The following is a 16970-nucleotide window of genomic DNA, read 5'->3' as shown; positions in this document are numbered from 1 at the left end:
CCTTGCTGCCCGGATGCCGCTCATGGACTTCAGGAAAGATATCAATGGGCTGCGCGCGATCGCCGTGATCGCCGTCGTCCTCTTCCACTTCAATGCCGACTGGCTACCGGGCGGTTTCGCCGGGGTCGACGTCTTCTTCGTCATCTCCGGCTTCCTGATCACCGGGATCATCTTTCGCGCCCTCGAACAGCAGCGCTTCCGCCTGTCCGCCTTCTACCTATCCCGCGTCCGCCGCATCGTGCCGGCGCTGGCGGTACTCTGCGCCGTGCTGTTGATTGCCGGCTGGTTCTTCCTGCTGCCCAACGCCTATGGCGAACTGGGCAAGCACGTGGCGAGCAGCCTGGGTTTCGTTTCCAACCTGGTCTACTGGAAGGAAGCCGGCTACTTCACCGCCGCGGCCCATGAGAAATGGCTGCTGCACACCTGGTCGCTGTCGGTGGAATGGCAGTTCTACCTGGTCTATCCGCTGATCCTGGTGCTGCTGTCCAAGCTGGTGTCGCTCAAGACCCTGCGGGTGCTGATCCTGCTCGCCACCGCGGCCGGCTTCGCCTTCGCCGTCACCGCCTCCCTGCTCTGGCCGGAAGCGGCCTTCTATCTGCTGCCGACCCGTGCCTGGGAGCTGATGGTGGGCGGCGTCGCCTATCTCTTCCCGCTGCAACTCGCCGCCCGCTCGCGCCGGCTGCTGGAAGGCGCCGGGCTGCTCGCCCTGGCGTTGGGTTTCCTGACGCTCGCCGAAGGCGATGTCTGGCCGGGCTATCTGGCGCTGATCCCGGTGCTTGGCACTGCCGCCATCATCCTGGCCGCCCGCCAGGATTCGCTGGTCACCGGCAACGGTTTCTCCCAGTGGACCGGTACCCTCTCCTACTCGCTCTACCTCTGGCACTGGCCGGTGGTGGTGTTCATGAGCTATGCCGGCCTGCTCGACAAGACGCCGCACCTGCTGCTGGGCATCGCCGCCTCCTTCGCCCTGGGTTGGGCTTCCTACACCCTGGTGGAGACCCGTGCCTCGCGCCGCAAGGGCCAGAGCGGTGCAGCGCTGGCCACCGGCACCGGCCTGCTCGCCACCCTGTTCATCAGTGCGGGCGCGGTGAACGCCACCGACGGTGCCATCACGCCGCTGCGCAGCATCAGCCAGTCGGACCGCGCGCAATTCGTGCAGGAATACCTGGATCGCCAGAAGAATCTCCACGACCTCTACTGGCTCAAGTGCGACGCCTATTCGGCCTTTACCCAACGCCACCAGGACGCCATCGACCCCAGCTGCACCCACGGCCAGGGCAAGGGTGGTCTCTTCGTCTGGGGCGATTCCCATGCCCAAGCCCTGTCCTTCGGCTTGCGCAGCCTGCTGCCGGCCGGCCTGCCCTACTACCAGGTGGCCTCGGCGAGCTGCAAGCCGCGCCTCACCGACGACATGGGTCGGCAAACCGAGACGCGGGTAACTTGCAACTACTCCAATCGCACCGCCCTGGAAGCCATTCAGCGCCTGCGTCCGGAGGTGGTGGTCATGGCGCAGAAGGCTGACCACGAAAAGACCGACTGGAACGCCATCACCGAGCGTCTGCACAGCTATGGCGTCAAGCGCATCGTGCTGCTCGGCCCCGTTCCCCAGTGGAGTCCGTCGCTGCCCAGCGTCATCGCCATCCGCCACTGGGGCAGCACCGATGACCACATCGCCGACTCCGCCCTGGATCGCCACGTCCTCGCCACCGACCAGGCCATGCGCCAGGCCAGGCTCCCGGCAGGACTGGAGTACATCTCCCTGGTGCAACGACTCTGCGTCGAGGATGCCTGCCGGGTACGGGCTGCGGATGGCCGGACCCTGCTGCAGATCGACGATGGTCACCTGAGCGACAAGGGCTCGCTGTTCATCGTCGGCCATTACCTGCTGCCCAGTCTGCAACTGACGGCGGCCACTGCCCAGCGCTAGGGCGCCGACCGCACGCCAGCTTCCTGGCTCCATGAAAAAAGGCCGACCCCATCGGGGCCGGCCTTTTTTATTGCCGTGGCAGGATCAGGTCACCGGCGCCGGATTGAACAGCGCCAGGTCGTTGTGCAGGCGATGGCGCTCGGCCCAGGTCTGGCGGCGGCCGCTGGCCACGTCCAGGTAGCACTGGAAGATCTCCCAGCCCATCTCCTCCAGCGACAGCCGCCCGCTCACCACCCGACCGGCATCGATGTCGATCAGGTCCGGCCAGCGCTCGGCCAACTGGGTGCGGGTCGAGACCTTGATCACCGGCACCATGGACAGTCCGTAGGGGGTGCCGCGACCGGTGGTGAAGATATGCAGGTTCATGCCCGCGGCCAGTTGCAGGGTGCCGCAGATGAAGTCGCTGGCCGGGGTGGCGGCGAAGTACAGGCCCTTGCCGCGGATCCGTTCGCCGGGCGCTATGACCCCGGCGATGGGGCTGGTACCCGACTTGGCGATGGAACCCATGGCCTTTTCGACGATGTTGTTCAGCCCGCCCTTCTTGTTGCCAGGGGTGGTATTAGCGCTGCGATCGGCCATGCCCCGCTCCAGGTAGCGGTCGTACCAGTCCATCTCGCGGATCAGGGCGTCGGCCACCTCCGGGGTGGCGGCGCGCGGGGTCAGCAGGTGGATGCCGTCGCGCACCTCGGTGTTCTCGGAAAACATCACGGTGGCGCCGGCCCGCACCAGCAGGTCGGCGGCCACGCCCAAGGCCGGATTGGCGGTGATGCCGGAGAAGGCGTCGCTGCCGCCGCACTGCATGCCCACCACCAGTTCGGACGCTGGTACCGTTTCCCGGCGGCGCTGATCGAGCACCTCCAGACGCGCTTCGATCAGCCCCATGATCTGCTCGACCATGCCGGCGAAGCCACTGGCCGAGTCCTGCAGGCGGAACAGCCAGTCTTCTTCGTTCTGCCCGGCGGTGAGGTCATCGCCCGGCATCAGCTGGCTGGCCTGCAGCTTCTCGCAACCCAGGCCGATGACCAGCGCCTGGCCGCCGAAGTTGGGGTTGCGGCTGATGTTGTGCAAGGTACGGATGGGGATCACCGCATCCGGGGCGTTAATGGCCACCCCGCAGCCGTAGCTGTGGGACAGCGGCACCACGTCGTCGACATTGGGGTAGCGCGGCAGGATCTCCTTGCGTACCCGCTCCACGCAATGGTCCAGCACCCCCACCACGCACTGCACGGTGGTGGTCACCGCCAGGATGTTGCGGGTGCCGACGCTGCCGTCCGGATTGCGAAAGCCCTCGAAGGTGTAGCCTTCCAGAGGTTCGCCGACCTGACCGGGCGCGGTGGCCTTGGGCAGGTTGTCCAGCGCCGGCGGCTCCGGCATGCGCAGCAGGGCTTCGGTGATCCAGCTGCCGGCGGGAACGTCCTGCAGGGCGTAGCCGATGACCTCGCCATAGCGCACCACCGCGGCGCCCGCCGCGAGAGCCACCAGGGAGACCTTGTGGCTCTGGGGAATGGCCTCGACCGTGGTCAGGCCATCGGCGAAGGCGGTGCCGGCGGCCACGCCGGGTTCGTTGACCACCACCCCGACGTTGTCCTGGGGGTGGAGCTTGATGTAGCGCGGCGAATCACGGTGATCGATCAGGTTCATGTTCTTATCCTCTGCCGGGGCTCAGGCCCGGGCCGGGTCAGGCTGGGTCGCGCCCAGGATCTCGCCATCGGCGGTACGCAGCTCGACGCGCTGGATGCGACCGACGATGAACAGGTAGCTGAACACCGCCACCAGGGCATTGGCCCCGACATAGACCAACGCCCACTTGAAGGAGCCGGTGGCGGCGATGAGATAGCCGATGACGATGGGGGTGGTGATGGAGGCCAGGTTGCCGAAGGTGTTGAACAGGCCGCCGGAGAGCCCGGCGATCTGCTTGGGCGAGGTGTCCGCCACCACCGCCCAGCCGAGGGCGCCGATGCCCTTGCCGAAGAAGGCCAGGGTCATGAAGCCCACCACCATCCAGTCGGCATCGACGTAGTTGCAGAAGATCATGCTGGTGGAGAGCAGCAGGCCGCAGACGATGGGCAGCTTGCGGGCGAAGGTCAGGGAATGGCCGCGCCGCAGCAGGTAGTCGGAGATCACCCCGCCGAGCACCCCGCCGATGAAGCCGCAGATTGCCGGCAGCGAGGCGATGAAACCGGCCTTGAGGATGGTCATGCCGCGCTCCTGCACCAGGTACACCGGGAACCAGGTCAGGAAGAAATAGGTGATGGCGTTGATGCAGTACTGGCCCAGGTAGACGCCGAGCATCATGCGATTGGTCAGCAGCTGGGTGATGTAGTGCCACTTGGGGCCGCCACCCTGCTGGCGGGCGCCGTTGTCCATGTCCACCAGACCGCCGTTGTCACGGATGTGCGCCAGCTCCGCGGCGTTGATGCGCGGATGCTCCTTGGGGTTGTGGATGTACTTCAGCCAGACCCCGGAGAAGAGGATGCCCAGGGCGCCCATGATGACGAAGACGTGCTCCCAGCCGAAGTGGAAGACGATGCCGCCCATGATCGGCGCGAACAGCGCGGTGGCGAAATACTGCGCCGAGTTGAAGATGGCCGAGGCGGTGCCGCGTTCGGCGGTGGGGAACCAGGCGGCGACGATGCGCGCGTTGCCCGGGAAGGACGGTGCCTCGGCCAGGCCGACAAGGAATCTCAGCATGAACAGGGTGGTCACCGCCCAGGCCACCGGCAGGCCGCCGACCAGCCCCTGCAGCAGGGTGAACAGCGACCAGAAGAAGATGCTGCCGGCATAGACCTTCTTCGAACCGAAGCGATCCAGCAGCCAGCCACCGGGAATCTGCCCGGCCACATAGGCCCAACCGAAGGCGGAGAAGATATAGCCGAGGGTGACGGCGCTGATGCCGAGGTCCTTCTGCAGGCTGGAGCCGGCGATGGCGATGGTGGCGCGGTCGGCGTAGTTGATGGTGGTCACCACGAACAGCATCAACAGGATCAGGTAGCGCACCCGGGTGGGTCTTGTGGCATCCATGGGGATCCCTCTTGCGTGATTGTTTTTATCGAAGGTGCGAGTCGTTGGATGATTGCGCAATCATATCCTGGTGCGACAACCTGACTCAGCCCTGGCGTTTGTCCAAGACTAAGGCATGATTGCGCAACCATACAAGTATGACGTCTAACAACTTGAGCGCCGATGGTCAGGTCGTGGCGCGGTCGATGATATGGAAACCGGTGTCGATGCGCACCGCCTCCCGGACACCATCGCCCAGGTCGAACCGCCGCAGCAACGCCTCTGCCGCCAGGGTGCCCATGCGATCGCCCTCGACACTGACCGAGGACAGCGCCGGGTGCATCTGGGCGGCGCTGGAGAGATTGCCGAAGCCCAGCACCGCCAGGTCCTCGGGCAGGCGCAGACCGCGGCTGGCGGCTTCCGCCATGACGCCCTGGGCGACGGTGTCCGAGCTGCACACCACCACATCGAAGGCCTCGTCACGGGCCAGCAGCTGGCGCAGGCCCGCCCGTCCGGACTCCACCAGCGCCGGCGCCGGCAGGATCTCCAGCAGTGGTTCCGCCACGCCCAGTTCGGCCAGCCGCGCGACCAGGCTGCGACAGCGCCGCAGGGCGCGGGGGTCGTCCACCGAGACCACGGCGAAGCGCCGATAGCCACGGGCGTGCAGATGCTCGGCCTGGGCGCGCCCCACGGCTTCGTGGGAAAAGCCCACCTGCATGTCCAGCGGGTCTTCACCGAGGTCCCAGGACTCCACCACCGGGATGCCAGCCTGGGCCAGGCGCTGCCGACTGGCGGCGGTGTGCAGGGTACCGGTCAGCACGATGCCATCGGGCTTGCGTCCCAGCACCGCGGCCAGCAGCTGCTCTTCCTGTTCGGCGCTGTAGCCGGTGAGGCCGAGCAGGGTCTGGTAGCCGGCCTGGGACAGGCGCGCCATCAATGCCTGGACGGTCTCGGCGAAGATGGAGTGGACGATGGTCGGCACGAACAGCGCCACCAGGCGACTGCGATTGGAGGCCAGGCCGCCGGCCAGCAGATTGGGCACGTAGCCGGTGGCCTGCACCGCCGCCAGCACCTTCTCCCGCGCCGCCTCGCTGACGATCTCCGGTCGATTCAGCGCCCGCGAGACGGTGATCGGCGACACCCCGGCGACCCGGGCCACGTCGATGAGCGTGGGGGCAGCGGAATTGACCGCGGTAGAGAGGGCTTTGCTGGACTTCTTGGCCATGAATCGCTGGAGACGAGGAAGAGATCGGCCATGGTAACGGTTGGTGCGGGCGGCGTCCCCGGAGAACACCGGAGCGTGGAAAACCGCGCAGCGTTTTCCACCTGGGAATGGACAGCGATGGATGAGAGAGCATCGAATCCCGTAGGAGCGGCCCATGGCCGCGATAAAGCCAGCGCCAGGTCTGATCGCGGCCATGGCGGTCCGCCGATGCGGCCGCTCCTACAGTTTAAGCAGCCATCGCACGGCCACGGCCGCGCTGCGCCCTACCCGCCCATCGCCGTCCGAATGTCCGCCGCCAGCTCCAGTACCCGCGCCTCTTCGGTATCCCAGGAGCACATGAAACGCGCCCCGCCGCTGCCGATGAAGGTGTAGAAGCGCCAGCCGCGGGCGCGCAGGAATTCCAGCGCCGGTTCGGAGAGCTGCAGGAACACCGAGTTGGCTTCCACCGGGAACATGAAGTCCACGCCGGGCACCCCGCGTACCCGCTCGGCGAGCAGCTGGGCCATGGCATTGGCGTGGCGGGCGTGGCGTAGCCAGGTGTCGTTTTCCAGCACGCCAAGCCAGGGCGCGGAGAGGAATCTCATCTTGGACGCCAGCTGGCCGGCCTGCTTGCAGCGGTATTCGAAGTCCTCGGCCAGCTCGCGGTTGAAGAAAAGGATCGCCTCCCCCACCGCCATGCCGCTCTTGGTGCCACCAAAGCAGAGCACGTCGACGCCGGCCTTCCAGGTCACCTCGGCCGGGGTGCAGCCCAGGCCGGCCACGGCATTGGAAAAGCGCGAGCCGTCCATGTGCAGGTGCAGGCCGAGGTCGCGGCAGGTGGCGCTGATAGCCTGCAATTCGTTGAGGCTATAGAGGGTACCCACCTCGGTGGCCTGGGTGACGGTCACTGCCCGCGGCTTGGGAAAGTGGATGTCGGCGCGCTTGGTGGCGATCTGCTGGATGGCGCCCGGGGTCAGCTTGCCCTGGTGGGCCGGTGCCAGCAGCAGCTTGGAGCCGTTGGAAAAGAATTCCGGCGCGCCGCATTCGTCGGTCTCGACGTGGGCGGTGTCGGAGCAGATCACGCTGTGGTAGCTCTGGCACAGCGCCGCCAGGGCCAGGGAGTTGGCCGCGGTGCCGTTGAAGGCGAAGAACACCTCGCAGTCGGTCTCGAACAGCTGGCGAAAGCGATCGGCGGCGCGCGCCGTCCAGGTGTCGTTGCCATAGGCGGTCTCGTGGCCGACGTTGGCCGCGGCCATGGCGGCCCAGGCTTCCGGGCAGATGCCGGAATAGTTGTCACTGGCGAATTGCTGGGCGTTGCTGCTCATCGGGCAGTCCTCGCGACGGGTTCGGTGCGGGCCAGCAGCCAGTCGCGCGCGGCGCCCTCGACCAGCGGCAGCACGCGGCGGCGGACCTCGGCGTGATAGCCATCCAGCCAGTCCAGCTCGTCGCTGCGCAGCAGCGCCAGATCCAGGCAGCGGGTGTCCAGCGGACAGAGGGTCAGGGTCTCGAAGGCCAGGAAATCGCCGAATTCGGTGGTTTCCGCGCGAGTGCACAGGAGCAGGTTCTCCAGCCGCACGCCCCACTGGCCGGGGCGATAGATACCCGGTTCGTTGGAGGTGATCATGCCCTCGCGCAGGACATGGTGCGGGGTGACCGTGGCATAGAAGGAAATCGACTGCGGTCCCTCGTGCACATTGAGGAAGTAACCCACGCCATGGCCGGTGCCGTGGCCGTAGTCGATGCCGGCGGCCCAGATCGGCTCGCGCGCCAGGGCGTCGAGCATGGGCGCGGCGACGCCGGCCGGAAAGCGCGCCCGCGACAGCGCCAGCATGCCCTTGAGCACCAGGGTGAAATCGCGCTTCTGGGCGGCGCTGGGAGTGCCGATGGGCACCACCCGGGTGATGTCGGTGGTGCCCCCCAGGTACTGGCCGCCACTGTCGATCAGCAGCAGGCCGTCGCCCTGGAGTTCGGCATGGGCCTCTTCGGTCGCCCGGTAGTGCGGCAGGGCGCCACCGGCGTTGAAGCCGGCGATGGTGGCGAAGCTCAGGGAGACGAAGTTGGGGCGCGCCGCGCGGGCCTCGCTCAGCCAGTCGTCCACGGTCAGCTCGGTGAGGCGCTCGCCACGGGCCAGGGCCGCCTCGAAACGGGCGAAGAAGACGCACAGCGCGGCGCCGTCCTCTTCCATGGCCATGCGCACCTGGGCCACCTCCTCGGCGGTCTTGCAGGCCTTGAGCAGGGTCGAGGGATTGATCTGCTCGTGCCGCTCGACCCCTTGGGGCGCGGCCTCGGCCAGCCCGAGGGTGACCCGCGCCGGGTCCACCAGCAGGCGACTGCCGGCCGGCAGCCGGGCCAGCTCGGCGGCCGCCTGGTGGTAGTCGGCCAGGGTCACGCCGTCCTCCACCAGGGCCGTGCGGATCTCGGCCGGCACCTTGGCCGGGTCGATGAACAGCTGGCAGCTGTCGCTACCCAGCAGCACATGGGCGAGGAACACCGGGTTGTAGGGCACGTCGGCGCCGCGCAGGTTGAGCAGCCAGGCGATGTCGTCCAGCGAGGAGATGAAATGCCAGTCGGCCTTGGCGTCCTTCAGCTTCTCGCGCACCTGGGCGAGCTTGGCGCTGCGCGGATGGGGGGCCTGGGGGGCGGCATGGGCATAGACCGGTGCCGCCGGCAGCGCGGGGCGCTCGCGCCAGATCGCCGCCAGCGGGTCGAGATCGGTCCGCAGCCGGATACCCTTGGGCTCCAGCGCGCGGCGCAGGGCCGCCGCTGCGCCGAGCGACAGCACCTGGCCGTCCACCAGTACCGTGCCGCCCGCGGGCACCTGGTCGGCCAGCCACTGCAGGTGGGCCTGGGGCTGGCTGGCGACCTGCTTCATCAGGTCGATGCCGCTGCCCGCCAGCTCCTGGGTGGCCTGCTCCCAGTAGCGGCTGTCGGTCCAGACGCCGGCGGCCTCGCGGGTCACCAGCAGCAACCCGGCGGAGCCGGTGAAACCGGACAGCCAGGCACGGCCCTGCCAGTGTTCCGGCAGGTATTCGGACAGATGGGGATCGGCGCTGGGGATCAGGCAGGCATCGGCGCCCTGCTCGGCCAGGAAGGCGCGCAGGGCGGCAAGTCGTTGAGCGGAAGTGGCGGTCATGAGCACCTCGACAAGGTCAGGGGCTCAGTGTGCCGCAGATATAAAAAAGCCGCACCCAAAGGGTGCGGCGGAGAAAGACCAAAGGAGCAAGGAGGGGTGGTCTTTCGAAAGCGGAGCGGCTCAGCGACGCACGTCGGCGGCGGGAGCGGCCTGATCGCCGTAGTGCTGCATGGCGGCATGATTCTGATCGACCAGTTTGTATCTCAGGCTGGGATTGTCGTCGGCAGCGGCGAACTGGGTGGCGGTCAGGGTGGCAAGGGTCAGCAACAGGGCGGACAGAGAACGTTTCATGGCGAACTCCTCAAAGGTCGTGTTCATCGGGGTACAGGACCATTCTAGGAAAAGAACGCCGCCTAATAAATAGCATGCTAATTAAATGACTGTTGCAAGGATTGCAACAAGCCCTGGCCTAGTCCTTGGCCCAGTAGCGCTGGTCCTCGAGCACCCGATTCTCCAGCTGCAGACGTTCGGGCAATTCTTCCTTGAGGAAGTCGATCCAAGTCTTGATCTTGGCGTCGAGAAAGCGCCGCGAGGGATAGAGCGCATGGATGTTGCGTTCGCGCAGGCGGAAGTTGGGCAGCAGGCGCACCAGGCTGCCATCACGCAGGTAGTTGACCGCGATGTAGCTGGGCAGCAGGCAGATGCCCATGCCCTGGCGGGCCACGCTGGCCAGGGCCTCGGCGACATTGACCTGGAAGACGTAGCGCGGCGCCACCTGCTGCTCGCCGTCTTCACCGGCGAAGACCCAGCGTTCGGAGAAATTCGGATCCAGCAGGCGCAGGCAGTCGTGCGCGGCGAGATCGGCCGGCACCTTGGGCGCCGGGCGCTGCGCCAGATAGCTGGGCGCCGCGCAGACCACGCTGTAGACGCCACCGAGACGCTGGGCGACGAAATCCGAGTCGGCTAGTTCGGTGTCCAGGGTGATGGCGATGTCGTGCCCATCCTCCAGCAGCGCCGGGTGGTTCTGCGAGAGATTCATGACGATCTCGACATGGGGATAGCGCGCGCAGAAGCGCGACACCAGCGGCGCCAGCAACTGGGTGCCCAGACCGGTCATGGAATGCAGGCGCAGATGGCCATGGGGCTTGAGATGGGCGCCGCTGGCCTCGGCTTCGGCCTCGCCGACGTCCTGCAGGATGCGCCGGCAGCGTTCGAGATAGCGCTCGCCCGCCTCGGTCAGCGCCAGCCGCCGGGTGGTGCGGTGCAGCAGGCGGGTCTGCAGATGGCTTTCCAGTTCCGCCAGCAGGCGCGACACCTGGGCGGTGGACAGGTCGAGGGTGTGGGCAGCAGCCGTGAGACTGCCCAGATCCACCACCCGGACGAAGATGCGCATGCCTTGGAAAATATCCATTATTGCCTTTTTCGCAATGGAGTTTCGTCAAGTCGTCACTTTATTGAAAAAGTCGGACGCCCGATAGTGGTGCAGTGAGCTGCTGTGGATTCGACTTGCTGACCGCGCGAATCCTTCCCTCCGGCAGTGGCTCCTTGGATAGCTCCTTGCGGCCTTCCGGCAGACGTCTCCCCTGGAGACCTCAGCCGGAGGGCCGTTTTTTTTGCCTGGCGTTCCGACCAGGCCCCGGCCATCAGTCCCGCCGCTCCGGCTCGCGAATGCGATAGCTGGCGATGTACAGCGCCGGCAGGAACAGCAGCGTCAGCAGCGTCGCCGCGACGATGCCGCCGATCATGGCGTAGGCCATGGGGCCCCAGAACACCTCGCGGGCGATGGGAATCATGCCCAGGCTGGCCGCGGCGGCGGTCAGCAGGATCGGCCGGCGGCGGTGTTGGGTGGCTTCCACCACGGCGTCCCAGGGCGAGCGACCGGCCTGCTCGAAGGCATCGATCTGGGTCACCAGGATCACCGAGTTGCGGATGATGATGCCGATCAGCGCCAGCACCCCGAGGATGGCGACGAAGCCCAGCGGCTGGCCGAAGGGGATCAGCCCCAGCACCACCCCGATCAGGCCCAGGGGCGCCACGCTCGCCACCAGGAACAGCTTGCGGATGCTGTGCAGCTGGATCATCAGGAAGGTGGCCATGAGAAACAGCATCAGCGGCACCACCTCGGCGATCGGGCCCTGGGCCTTGCTGCTCTCCTCCACCGTGCCGCCCACCGCCACCTGGTAGCGCGGCGGCAGCTTGGCGATGAAGGCATCCACGTCCGGCTGCAGCTGCTTGACCAGATCCGGCGCCTGGATCTCGCTGAGAATCGAGGCCTTGAGGGTAATGGTGGGCAGCCGATCGCGGCGCCACACCAGCGGCTGCTCCAGGGCGTAGTCGATACGGGCGAAGGCCTTGAGCGGCACCGCGACGCCCTGGGGCGTCATGATCTGCAGATTCTCCAGGGTCTCCACCGAGCGCCGCTCGGCCTCGCTGGCGCGGGCCACCACGTTGACCAGGTAGATGTCGTCGCGCACCTGGGTCACCGGGGTACCGGTCACCACGCCATTGAGGATCTGCGCCACGTCCTGGGACGAGAAGCCCAGCTGCCGCGCCTTGTCCTGGTTGACCTCGACCTTGAGCATCCGCGCCGGCTCGTTCCAGTCGTAGAGGAAGTCACCCAGTTGCGGACTCTTGCCCAGCACGCTGGCCAGCGCCAGCGCCTGGCGGCGTACCTCGGCGACGTCCGGACCGCTGATGCGGTACTGGATCGGCCGGCCCACCGGCGGCCCCATCTCGAGAGGCTGGACGTAGCCGGACAGCCCGACGAAGTCCTGGCGCAGCCGCTGCTTGAGCTTGGGCAGGAGGCGATTGCGCGCCTCCAGGTCCTTGGCCACCAGGATTACCTGGCCATAGAAGGGATTCTCCAGCTGCTGGTCCAGCGGCAGGTAGAAGCGCACCGCGCCCTGGCCGACATAGGAACTCCAGTGGGCCACGTCAGGATCGTCGGCCAGGGTCTTCTCGAATCTGTCCATCTGCGCCCGGGTGGCGTCGAGGGAGGCGTTCTGCGGCAGGTTGAAGTCGATCAGCAGTTCGGGTCGATCCGAGGACGGGAAGAACTGGTTCTGCACGAACTTCATCGAGAACAGCGCCGCGGCGAACAGCAGCACCGTGAGGAGGATGGTCAGCCAGCGGTGGCGCATGGCGCCCAGCAGGAGGCCGTCGGACCAGCGCGCCAGGCGGCCGGGCTGGTCATGATCCTTGGGCTTCACCTTCTTCGGCAGGATGTGCACGCCGATCACCGGCGAAAAGAACACCGCGACGATCCAGGACAGCAGCAGGGCCACGGCGATCACCGCGAACAGGGTGAAGGTGTACTGGCCGGCGCTGCTGGAGTTGAGGCCGATGGGCACGAAGCCGGCCACCGTCACCAGGGTGCCGGTGAGCATGGGAAAGGCGGTCGACTCGTAGGCATAGGTCGCCGAGCGGTGCAGCGACTCGCCCTCCTCGCGCTTGGTCACCATCATCTCCACGGTGATCATGGCGTCGTCCACCAGCAGGCCGAGGGCGATGATCAGGGCGCCCAGGGAGATCCGCTGCATGGTGATGCCGCTGTATTCCATGAAGACGAACACCAGCGCCAGGGTCAGGGGAATCGACAGCGCCACCACCAGGCCGGCGCGCACGCCGAGGCTGATGAAGCTCACCACCAGCACGATGATGACCGCCTCGAACAGCGCCCGGGTGAAGCCGCCGACAGCCTTTTCCACCACCTGCGCCTGGTTGGAGACCACGTGCACGCCGATGCCCACCGGCAGGGCGCCGGTCAGCTCCTGCATCTTCTCGGTGAGGGCCGCGCCAAAGGTCTGGATGTTGCCGCCGCTGCTCATGGCGATGGCCAGGCCGATCGCCGGCTGGCCGTTGTAGCGGAACAGCGAACTGGGTGGATCGGCGTAGCCGCTGCGGATGTCGGCCAGGTCGGTGAGGCGGTAGAAGCGATCGTCGATGCGCAGATTGACCGCGGCCAGATCGGCGGTGGAGCGGAATTCGCCACTGGTGCGCACGCTGATGCGCTCGGCGCCGGATTCGATGGTGCCCGAGGGGGTCACCGCATTCTGCTGTTGCAGGCTCTGCATCACCTGGCGCTGGTCCAGCCCCAGGGCGGCCAGCTTGCGGGTGGAGAAGTCCAGGTAGATGACCTCGTTCTCCGCGCCGATCAGCTGCACCTTGCCGATGCCCGGCACGCTGCGGATCTCGCGGCGCACCTGCTCCACCTGGTCGCGCAGCTGGCGCATGCTGAAGCCGTCGCCGGTGAAGGCATAGATGCTGCCGAAGACGTCGCCGAATTCGTCGTTGAAGGCCGGGCCCTGGATGCCCTGGGGGAATTCGCCCTGGATGTCCGAGACCTTCTTGCGCACCTGGTACCAGATGTCGGGAATCGCCTTGGCCGGCGTGGTGTCGCGCAGGTAGACGAATACCGTGGACTGCCCCGGCCGGGTGAAACTCTTGGTGTAGTCGAGGGAATCCAGCTCTTCGAGCTTCTTTTCCACCCGCTCGGTGACCTGGCGCAGGGTCTCCTCGGTGGTCGCCCCCGGCCAGCGGGTCTGGATGACCATGGTCTTGATGGCAAAGGACGGATCTTCCTCGCGTCCCAGCTTCATGTAGGAGAAGACGCCCATCAGCAGGGCGACGAACATCAGGTACCAGACGAAGGATTGGTGGCGCAGCGCCCAGTCCGACAGGTTGAAGCCTTTCATGGCCGAGCGCCCTCCTGATCCTTCACCCGCTGTCCCTCCTCGAGACTGTTGACCCCGGCTATCACCACCCGCTCTCCCGCCTTCAGGCCGTTGCCGATCCAGGCCAGGCCATCGGCCTCGCGCAGCACCTCGACCGGCCGCTGGCGCACCTGCGCCTGCTCGCCCTGGCCTTCCACCACCCAGACCGAGGTCCGGCCGTCCTGACGCCGCAGCGCCTGGGTCGGCAGCGGCAGGCCCGCCGCCGGTGGCGACTCCAGCTCGCCCTGCACCAGGCTGCCGATGCGCAGCGCGGCCGGTGGCTCGTCCAGGGTCAGGCGCACCCGCCGGGTGCGCGTGGTGGCATCGGCCTGGGGCTCGATCTCGCGCACCCGACCGGCGACCGCCACCTCGGGATCCAGGGCCATGCGCACGGTCAGGACGCGTCCCGGGGTCAGCTGGCCGATGGCCTGGGCCGGCAGGTCCAGCACCGCCTCGCGGACGTCCGGACGGGCGACCCGCACCACCGGCTGACCGGCGGACACCACCTGGCCGACCTCGGCCTGCCAGGCGGTGATCACCCCGTCGAAATCGCTGTAGAGCTCGGCATAGTCGCGCTGATCGCGGGCCTGGCGCTCGGCGCTCTGGGCCTGTTCGCGGGCGGCTTCCAGGGTGTGCAGGCGGGTCAGCGCCTGATCCAGCTGGGAGCGCGAGCCAACGCCCTGGTCGAACAGCTGCTGCTGGCGCCGGGCATCGTTGCGCGCATCGCGCCACTGGGCTTCGGCATCGGCGGTCTGGCCCTGCCGACTGCGCAGGGCATTGTCCTGATCGGTGGGGTCCAGCGCCGCCAGCAACTGGCCACGGCGCACCGGCTGACCCACGTCCAGCAGCCGCCGGGTCATGCGACCGCCGACGCGAAAGCCCAACACGCTCTCGTAGCGCGCCTGGATGCTGCCGGCAAAGACTTCGCGCCCGGGCGGCGGGGCACTCAAGGTCAGGGTCGCCACCGGCCGGATCGGCGGCGGCGGCGCCTCGTCATCCGAGCAGCCCGCCAGGACCAGCAGCAGACATAGCGGCAGCAGCGGCAGCAGCGGCTTCATGGGCGCACCTCGTTGAAGGCCGAGCGCTCGGCGACTTCGACCCTCTGCCCGGGACTCAGCGCCTGGCCGCCGGCGACCACGATGCGGTCGCCAGCCGCGAGGCCCTCGTTGACGATGATGCTGTCGCGGGTGAAGCGCTCGATGCGCAGCGGCTGCAGGCTGACCCGCCCGTCTTCGCCGAGGCGCCAGGCGGCGGGCTGCTCGGTGGTGCCGTTCAGCGCCGTCCAGGGCAAGGCGAAGCCCTGCTCCGTCGCGCCCTCGAGCTGGGCATTGACCACCGCCCCCAGGGTCATGGCCGCCGGGGGTCTATCGAGTTGTACCTTGATGCGCACCGTGCCACTGCTCGCCACGGTCGGGGCGATCTCGCGCAGGGTACCCCGGGTCGTGACGGCCGGTTGCGCCTGCAGGGCGACGGGCAGGGTCTGGCCGACCTTGAGTTCGCGGGCCAGGGATTCATAGAGATCGAAGACGGCGTCGAGGTCGCCGCTCACCGCCAGGTCGAAGATCGCCGTGCCGGCCTGCACCACCTGCCCCGCTTCGGCGTGGCGGGCGGTCAGCACCCCGGCGGCGCTGGCGCGCAATTCGGTATAGCCCAGTTGCTTGCGCGCATCGTCGCGCTGGGCGACGGCGGTCTGCAGGGCGCTGCGGGCACCGTCCAGGGTGGCCTGGGCCTGGTCGTACTGGCTGCGACTGGTGTAGCCCTTGGGGAGCAGGGCGGCCTGGCGCTCGAAATCGACCCGCGCCAGCCGGGTGCGGGCTTCCTGGGCCTCCACCTGGGCCTGGGCGGCGGCCAGGTTATTGCGCAGATCCTGGGGATCCAGCCGGGCCAGGACCTGACCCTCGCGCACGCGATCGCCGACATCCGCCAGCCGCTCGCTGATCTTGCCACTCACGCGAAAACCGAGCGGCGCCTGCACCCGCGCCTGGATATCTCCGGTGAAGGGGATGCGCTGACTGTCCTTTATCGGACTCAGCTGCACCACCACCACCCGCGCCAGTTCCTCGGTGGGCGGTTGCTCCTGGGAGCAGCCCGGTAACAGCGTTACCAGGGTCAGAGCAGCCGTTACCTGGCAGAGGCGAGCAAGGCGGAGAGCCCTCATGATTGTCCTTATCGGTGGAAGAGGCGCGATCTGCGAACTGACCACAGGCGGCGCAGGGGGTTCGTCTGACGAATTGTCAGGCGCCTGGCGATGCTTGGGAAGCGCTACGACGAGGGCGTTGGGCAAATGCCCGGCAACGGAGCGGCCATTCGCCCACAAATGTTCACAAATGCCCTGGAACCCGGCATTCCAGGCCGCAGTCAACTGAGACGTGCGCTGTGGACCTGCCCGTCCGCAGCTGATGCCCGCCACCGTTCCGGCGCGGGCCCCATCAGATTCACAGGTTTATTTCGACGAGGCCGAACTCATGAAAAAGCTGCTGATCACCTCTACCGCTGCTGTGATGCTGTCGATGGCCACGGGTGTCTTCGCGGCCGAAACCTCCAAGAGCGCCACGGCCGTCAACGGATCCGCCACTTCCGAGGTGCCGGGCAAGACTACCGTGAAGGGCGGTGCCGATGGCGCTGCCGAAGTGCCCTTCAAGAGCGACAAGCCCAACAAGGTCGACGCTCGCAACCAGAACAACATGCAGTAATCACCGTCCCTGGCGGTAACAGAAAGCCCCGGCATGCCGGGGCTTTTTGCTGCCTGCCGTTCAGGCTGCAGACAAGACAAACCCCGCCGAAGCGGGGTCTGTGGAAAGGATGCAGCAGCCGGGCTTAGCGCCAGAACGGCTTGTGCATTTCCTGGTAGCGCTGGGCCTCGGTGATACCGGCGTCAGCCAGCATACGGGCGTCCAGACGAGCCAGTTCGTTGCGGCTGGCGATGCGACGCTGCCAGGTAGACAGGGTGGAGATAACGCGCAGGGCAGCGGGCACGCGGTTGCTGGGCTTGGCGTTGTACAGCGAGGAACTGAAGGTGCGTTCCATGGTGGCTTTCCTTCCCGCTTGTGACGG

Annotated in this window: 13 protein-coding genes; 2 read left to right on the top strand and 11 right to left on the bottom strand. The window is 67.3% G+C overall.

All coding sequences use genetic code 11. The annotated features are described in order from the left end of the window. Window positions 1-22: 22 nt before the first annotated feature. Window positions 23-1927 (top strand): acyltransferase family protein, encoded by a 1905-nt coding sequence (locus POR01S_RS08885; RefSeq protein ID WP_042135244.1) that lies wholly within the window; start codon window positions 23-25, stop codon window positions 1925-1927. An 84-nt stretch (window positions 1928-2011) separates the two neighbouring features. Here POR01S_RS08885 and garD read toward each other — a convergent pair whose 3' ends face one another. The 10 genes from garD to POR01S_RS08840 form a co-directional block, all read right to left on the bottom strand. Then, a complete protein-coding gene (gene garD / locus POR01S_RS08880; protein ID WP_042135242.1) occupies window positions 2012-3568 on the bottom strand; it encodes a galactarate dehydratase in 1557 nt (518 codons plus the stop codon). A gap of 21 nt (window positions 3569-3589) precedes the next feature. Then, entirely contained in the window at window positions 3590-4948 is a 1359-nt protein-coding gene (locus tag POR01S_RS08875) for an MFS transporter (protein ID WP_007161423.1), read from the bottom strand. A 166-nt stretch (window positions 4949-5114) separates the two neighbouring features. Beyond that, window positions 5115-6152: a LacI family DNA-binding transcriptional regulator gene (locus POR01S_RS08870; protein WP_042135241.1), complete on the bottom strand. Its 1038-nt coding sequence runs from the start codon at window positions 6150-6152 to the stop codon at window positions 5115-5117. 263 nt (window positions 6153-6415) lie between these two features. Then, window positions 6416-7456: a threonine aldolase family protein gene (locus POR01S_RS08865; protein ID WP_042135239.1), complete on the bottom strand. Its 1041-nt coding sequence runs from the start codon at window positions 7454-7456 to the stop codon at window positions 6416-6418. Beyond that, entirely contained in the window at window positions 7453-9264 is a 1812-nt protein-coding gene (locus POR01S_RS08860) for an aminopeptidase P family protein (RefSeq protein WP_042135237.1), read from the bottom strand. Before POR01S_RS08860 ends, POR01S_RS08865 begins: the two co-directional genes overlap by 4 nt. A gap of 120 nt (window positions 9265-9384) precedes the next feature. Next, window positions 9385-9555, bottom strand: a complete 171-nt coding sequence (locus POR01S_RS23815; protein WP_169742416.1) for a hypothetical protein — start codon at window positions 9553-9555, stop codon at window positions 9385-9387. 118 nt (window positions 9556-9673) lie between these two features. After that, window positions 9674-10615 carry a LysR family transcriptional regulator gene (locus POR01S_RS08855; RefSeq protein ID WP_027598127.1) on the bottom strand — a complete coding sequence of 314 codons (942 nt, stop codon included), beginning with the start codon at window positions 10613-10615 and terminating at the stop codon, window positions 9674-9676. A 232-nt stretch (window positions 10616-10847) separates the two neighbouring features. Continuing rightward, window positions 10848-13898 carry an efflux RND transporter permease subunit gene (locus POR01S_RS08850; RefSeq protein WP_027600365.1) on the bottom strand — a complete coding sequence of 1017 codons (3051 nt, stop codon included), beginning with the start codon at window positions 13896-13898 and terminating at the stop codon, window positions 10848-10850. Next, on the bottom strand, window positions 13895-14974 hold the full coding sequence (locus POR01S_RS08845; RefSeq protein WP_169853344.1) for an efflux RND transporter periplasmic adaptor subunit: 1080 nt from the start codon (window positions 14972-14974) through the stop codon (window positions 13895-13897). Before POR01S_RS08845 ends, POR01S_RS08850 begins: the two co-directional genes overlap by 4 nt. Further along, window positions 14971-16074 carry an efflux RND transporter periplasmic adaptor subunit gene (locus POR01S_RS08840; RefSeq protein ID WP_147302569.1) on the bottom strand — a complete coding sequence of 368 codons (1104 nt, stop codon included), beginning with the start codon at window positions 16072-16074 and terminating at the stop codon, window positions 14971-14973. Before POR01S_RS08840 ends, POR01S_RS08845 begins: the two co-directional genes overlap by 4 nt. Window positions 16075-16381: 307 nt before the next feature. Here POR01S_RS08840 and POR01S_RS08835 point away from each other — a divergent pair, with 307 nt between their 5' ends. Continuing rightward, a complete protein-coding gene (locus POR01S_RS08835; protein WP_042135232.1) occupies window positions 16382-16609 on the top strand; it encodes a hypothetical protein in 228 nt (75 codons plus the stop codon). Window positions 16610-16733: 124 nt separating this feature from the next. Here the strand turns inward: POR01S_RS08835 and POR01S_RS08830 are convergent, their stop codons facing one another. Then, on the bottom strand, window positions 16734-16943 hold the full coding sequence (locus POR01S_RS08830; protein ID WP_007161433.1) for a DUF1127 domain-containing protein: 210 nt from the start codon (window positions 16941-16943) through the stop codon (window positions 16734-16736). Window positions 16944-16970 lie beyond the last annotated feature (27 nt).

Source organism: Pseudomonas oryzihabitans NBRC 102199, from assembly GCF_000730625.1.
Lineage (GTDB): Bacteria > Pseudomonadota > Gammaproteobacteria > Pseudomonadales > Pseudomonadaceae > Chryseomonas > Chryseomonas oryzihabitans.
The sequence above is the reverse complement of the archived record's forward strand: the minus strand, read 5'-3'. Positions and strand labels throughout refer to the sequence as shown.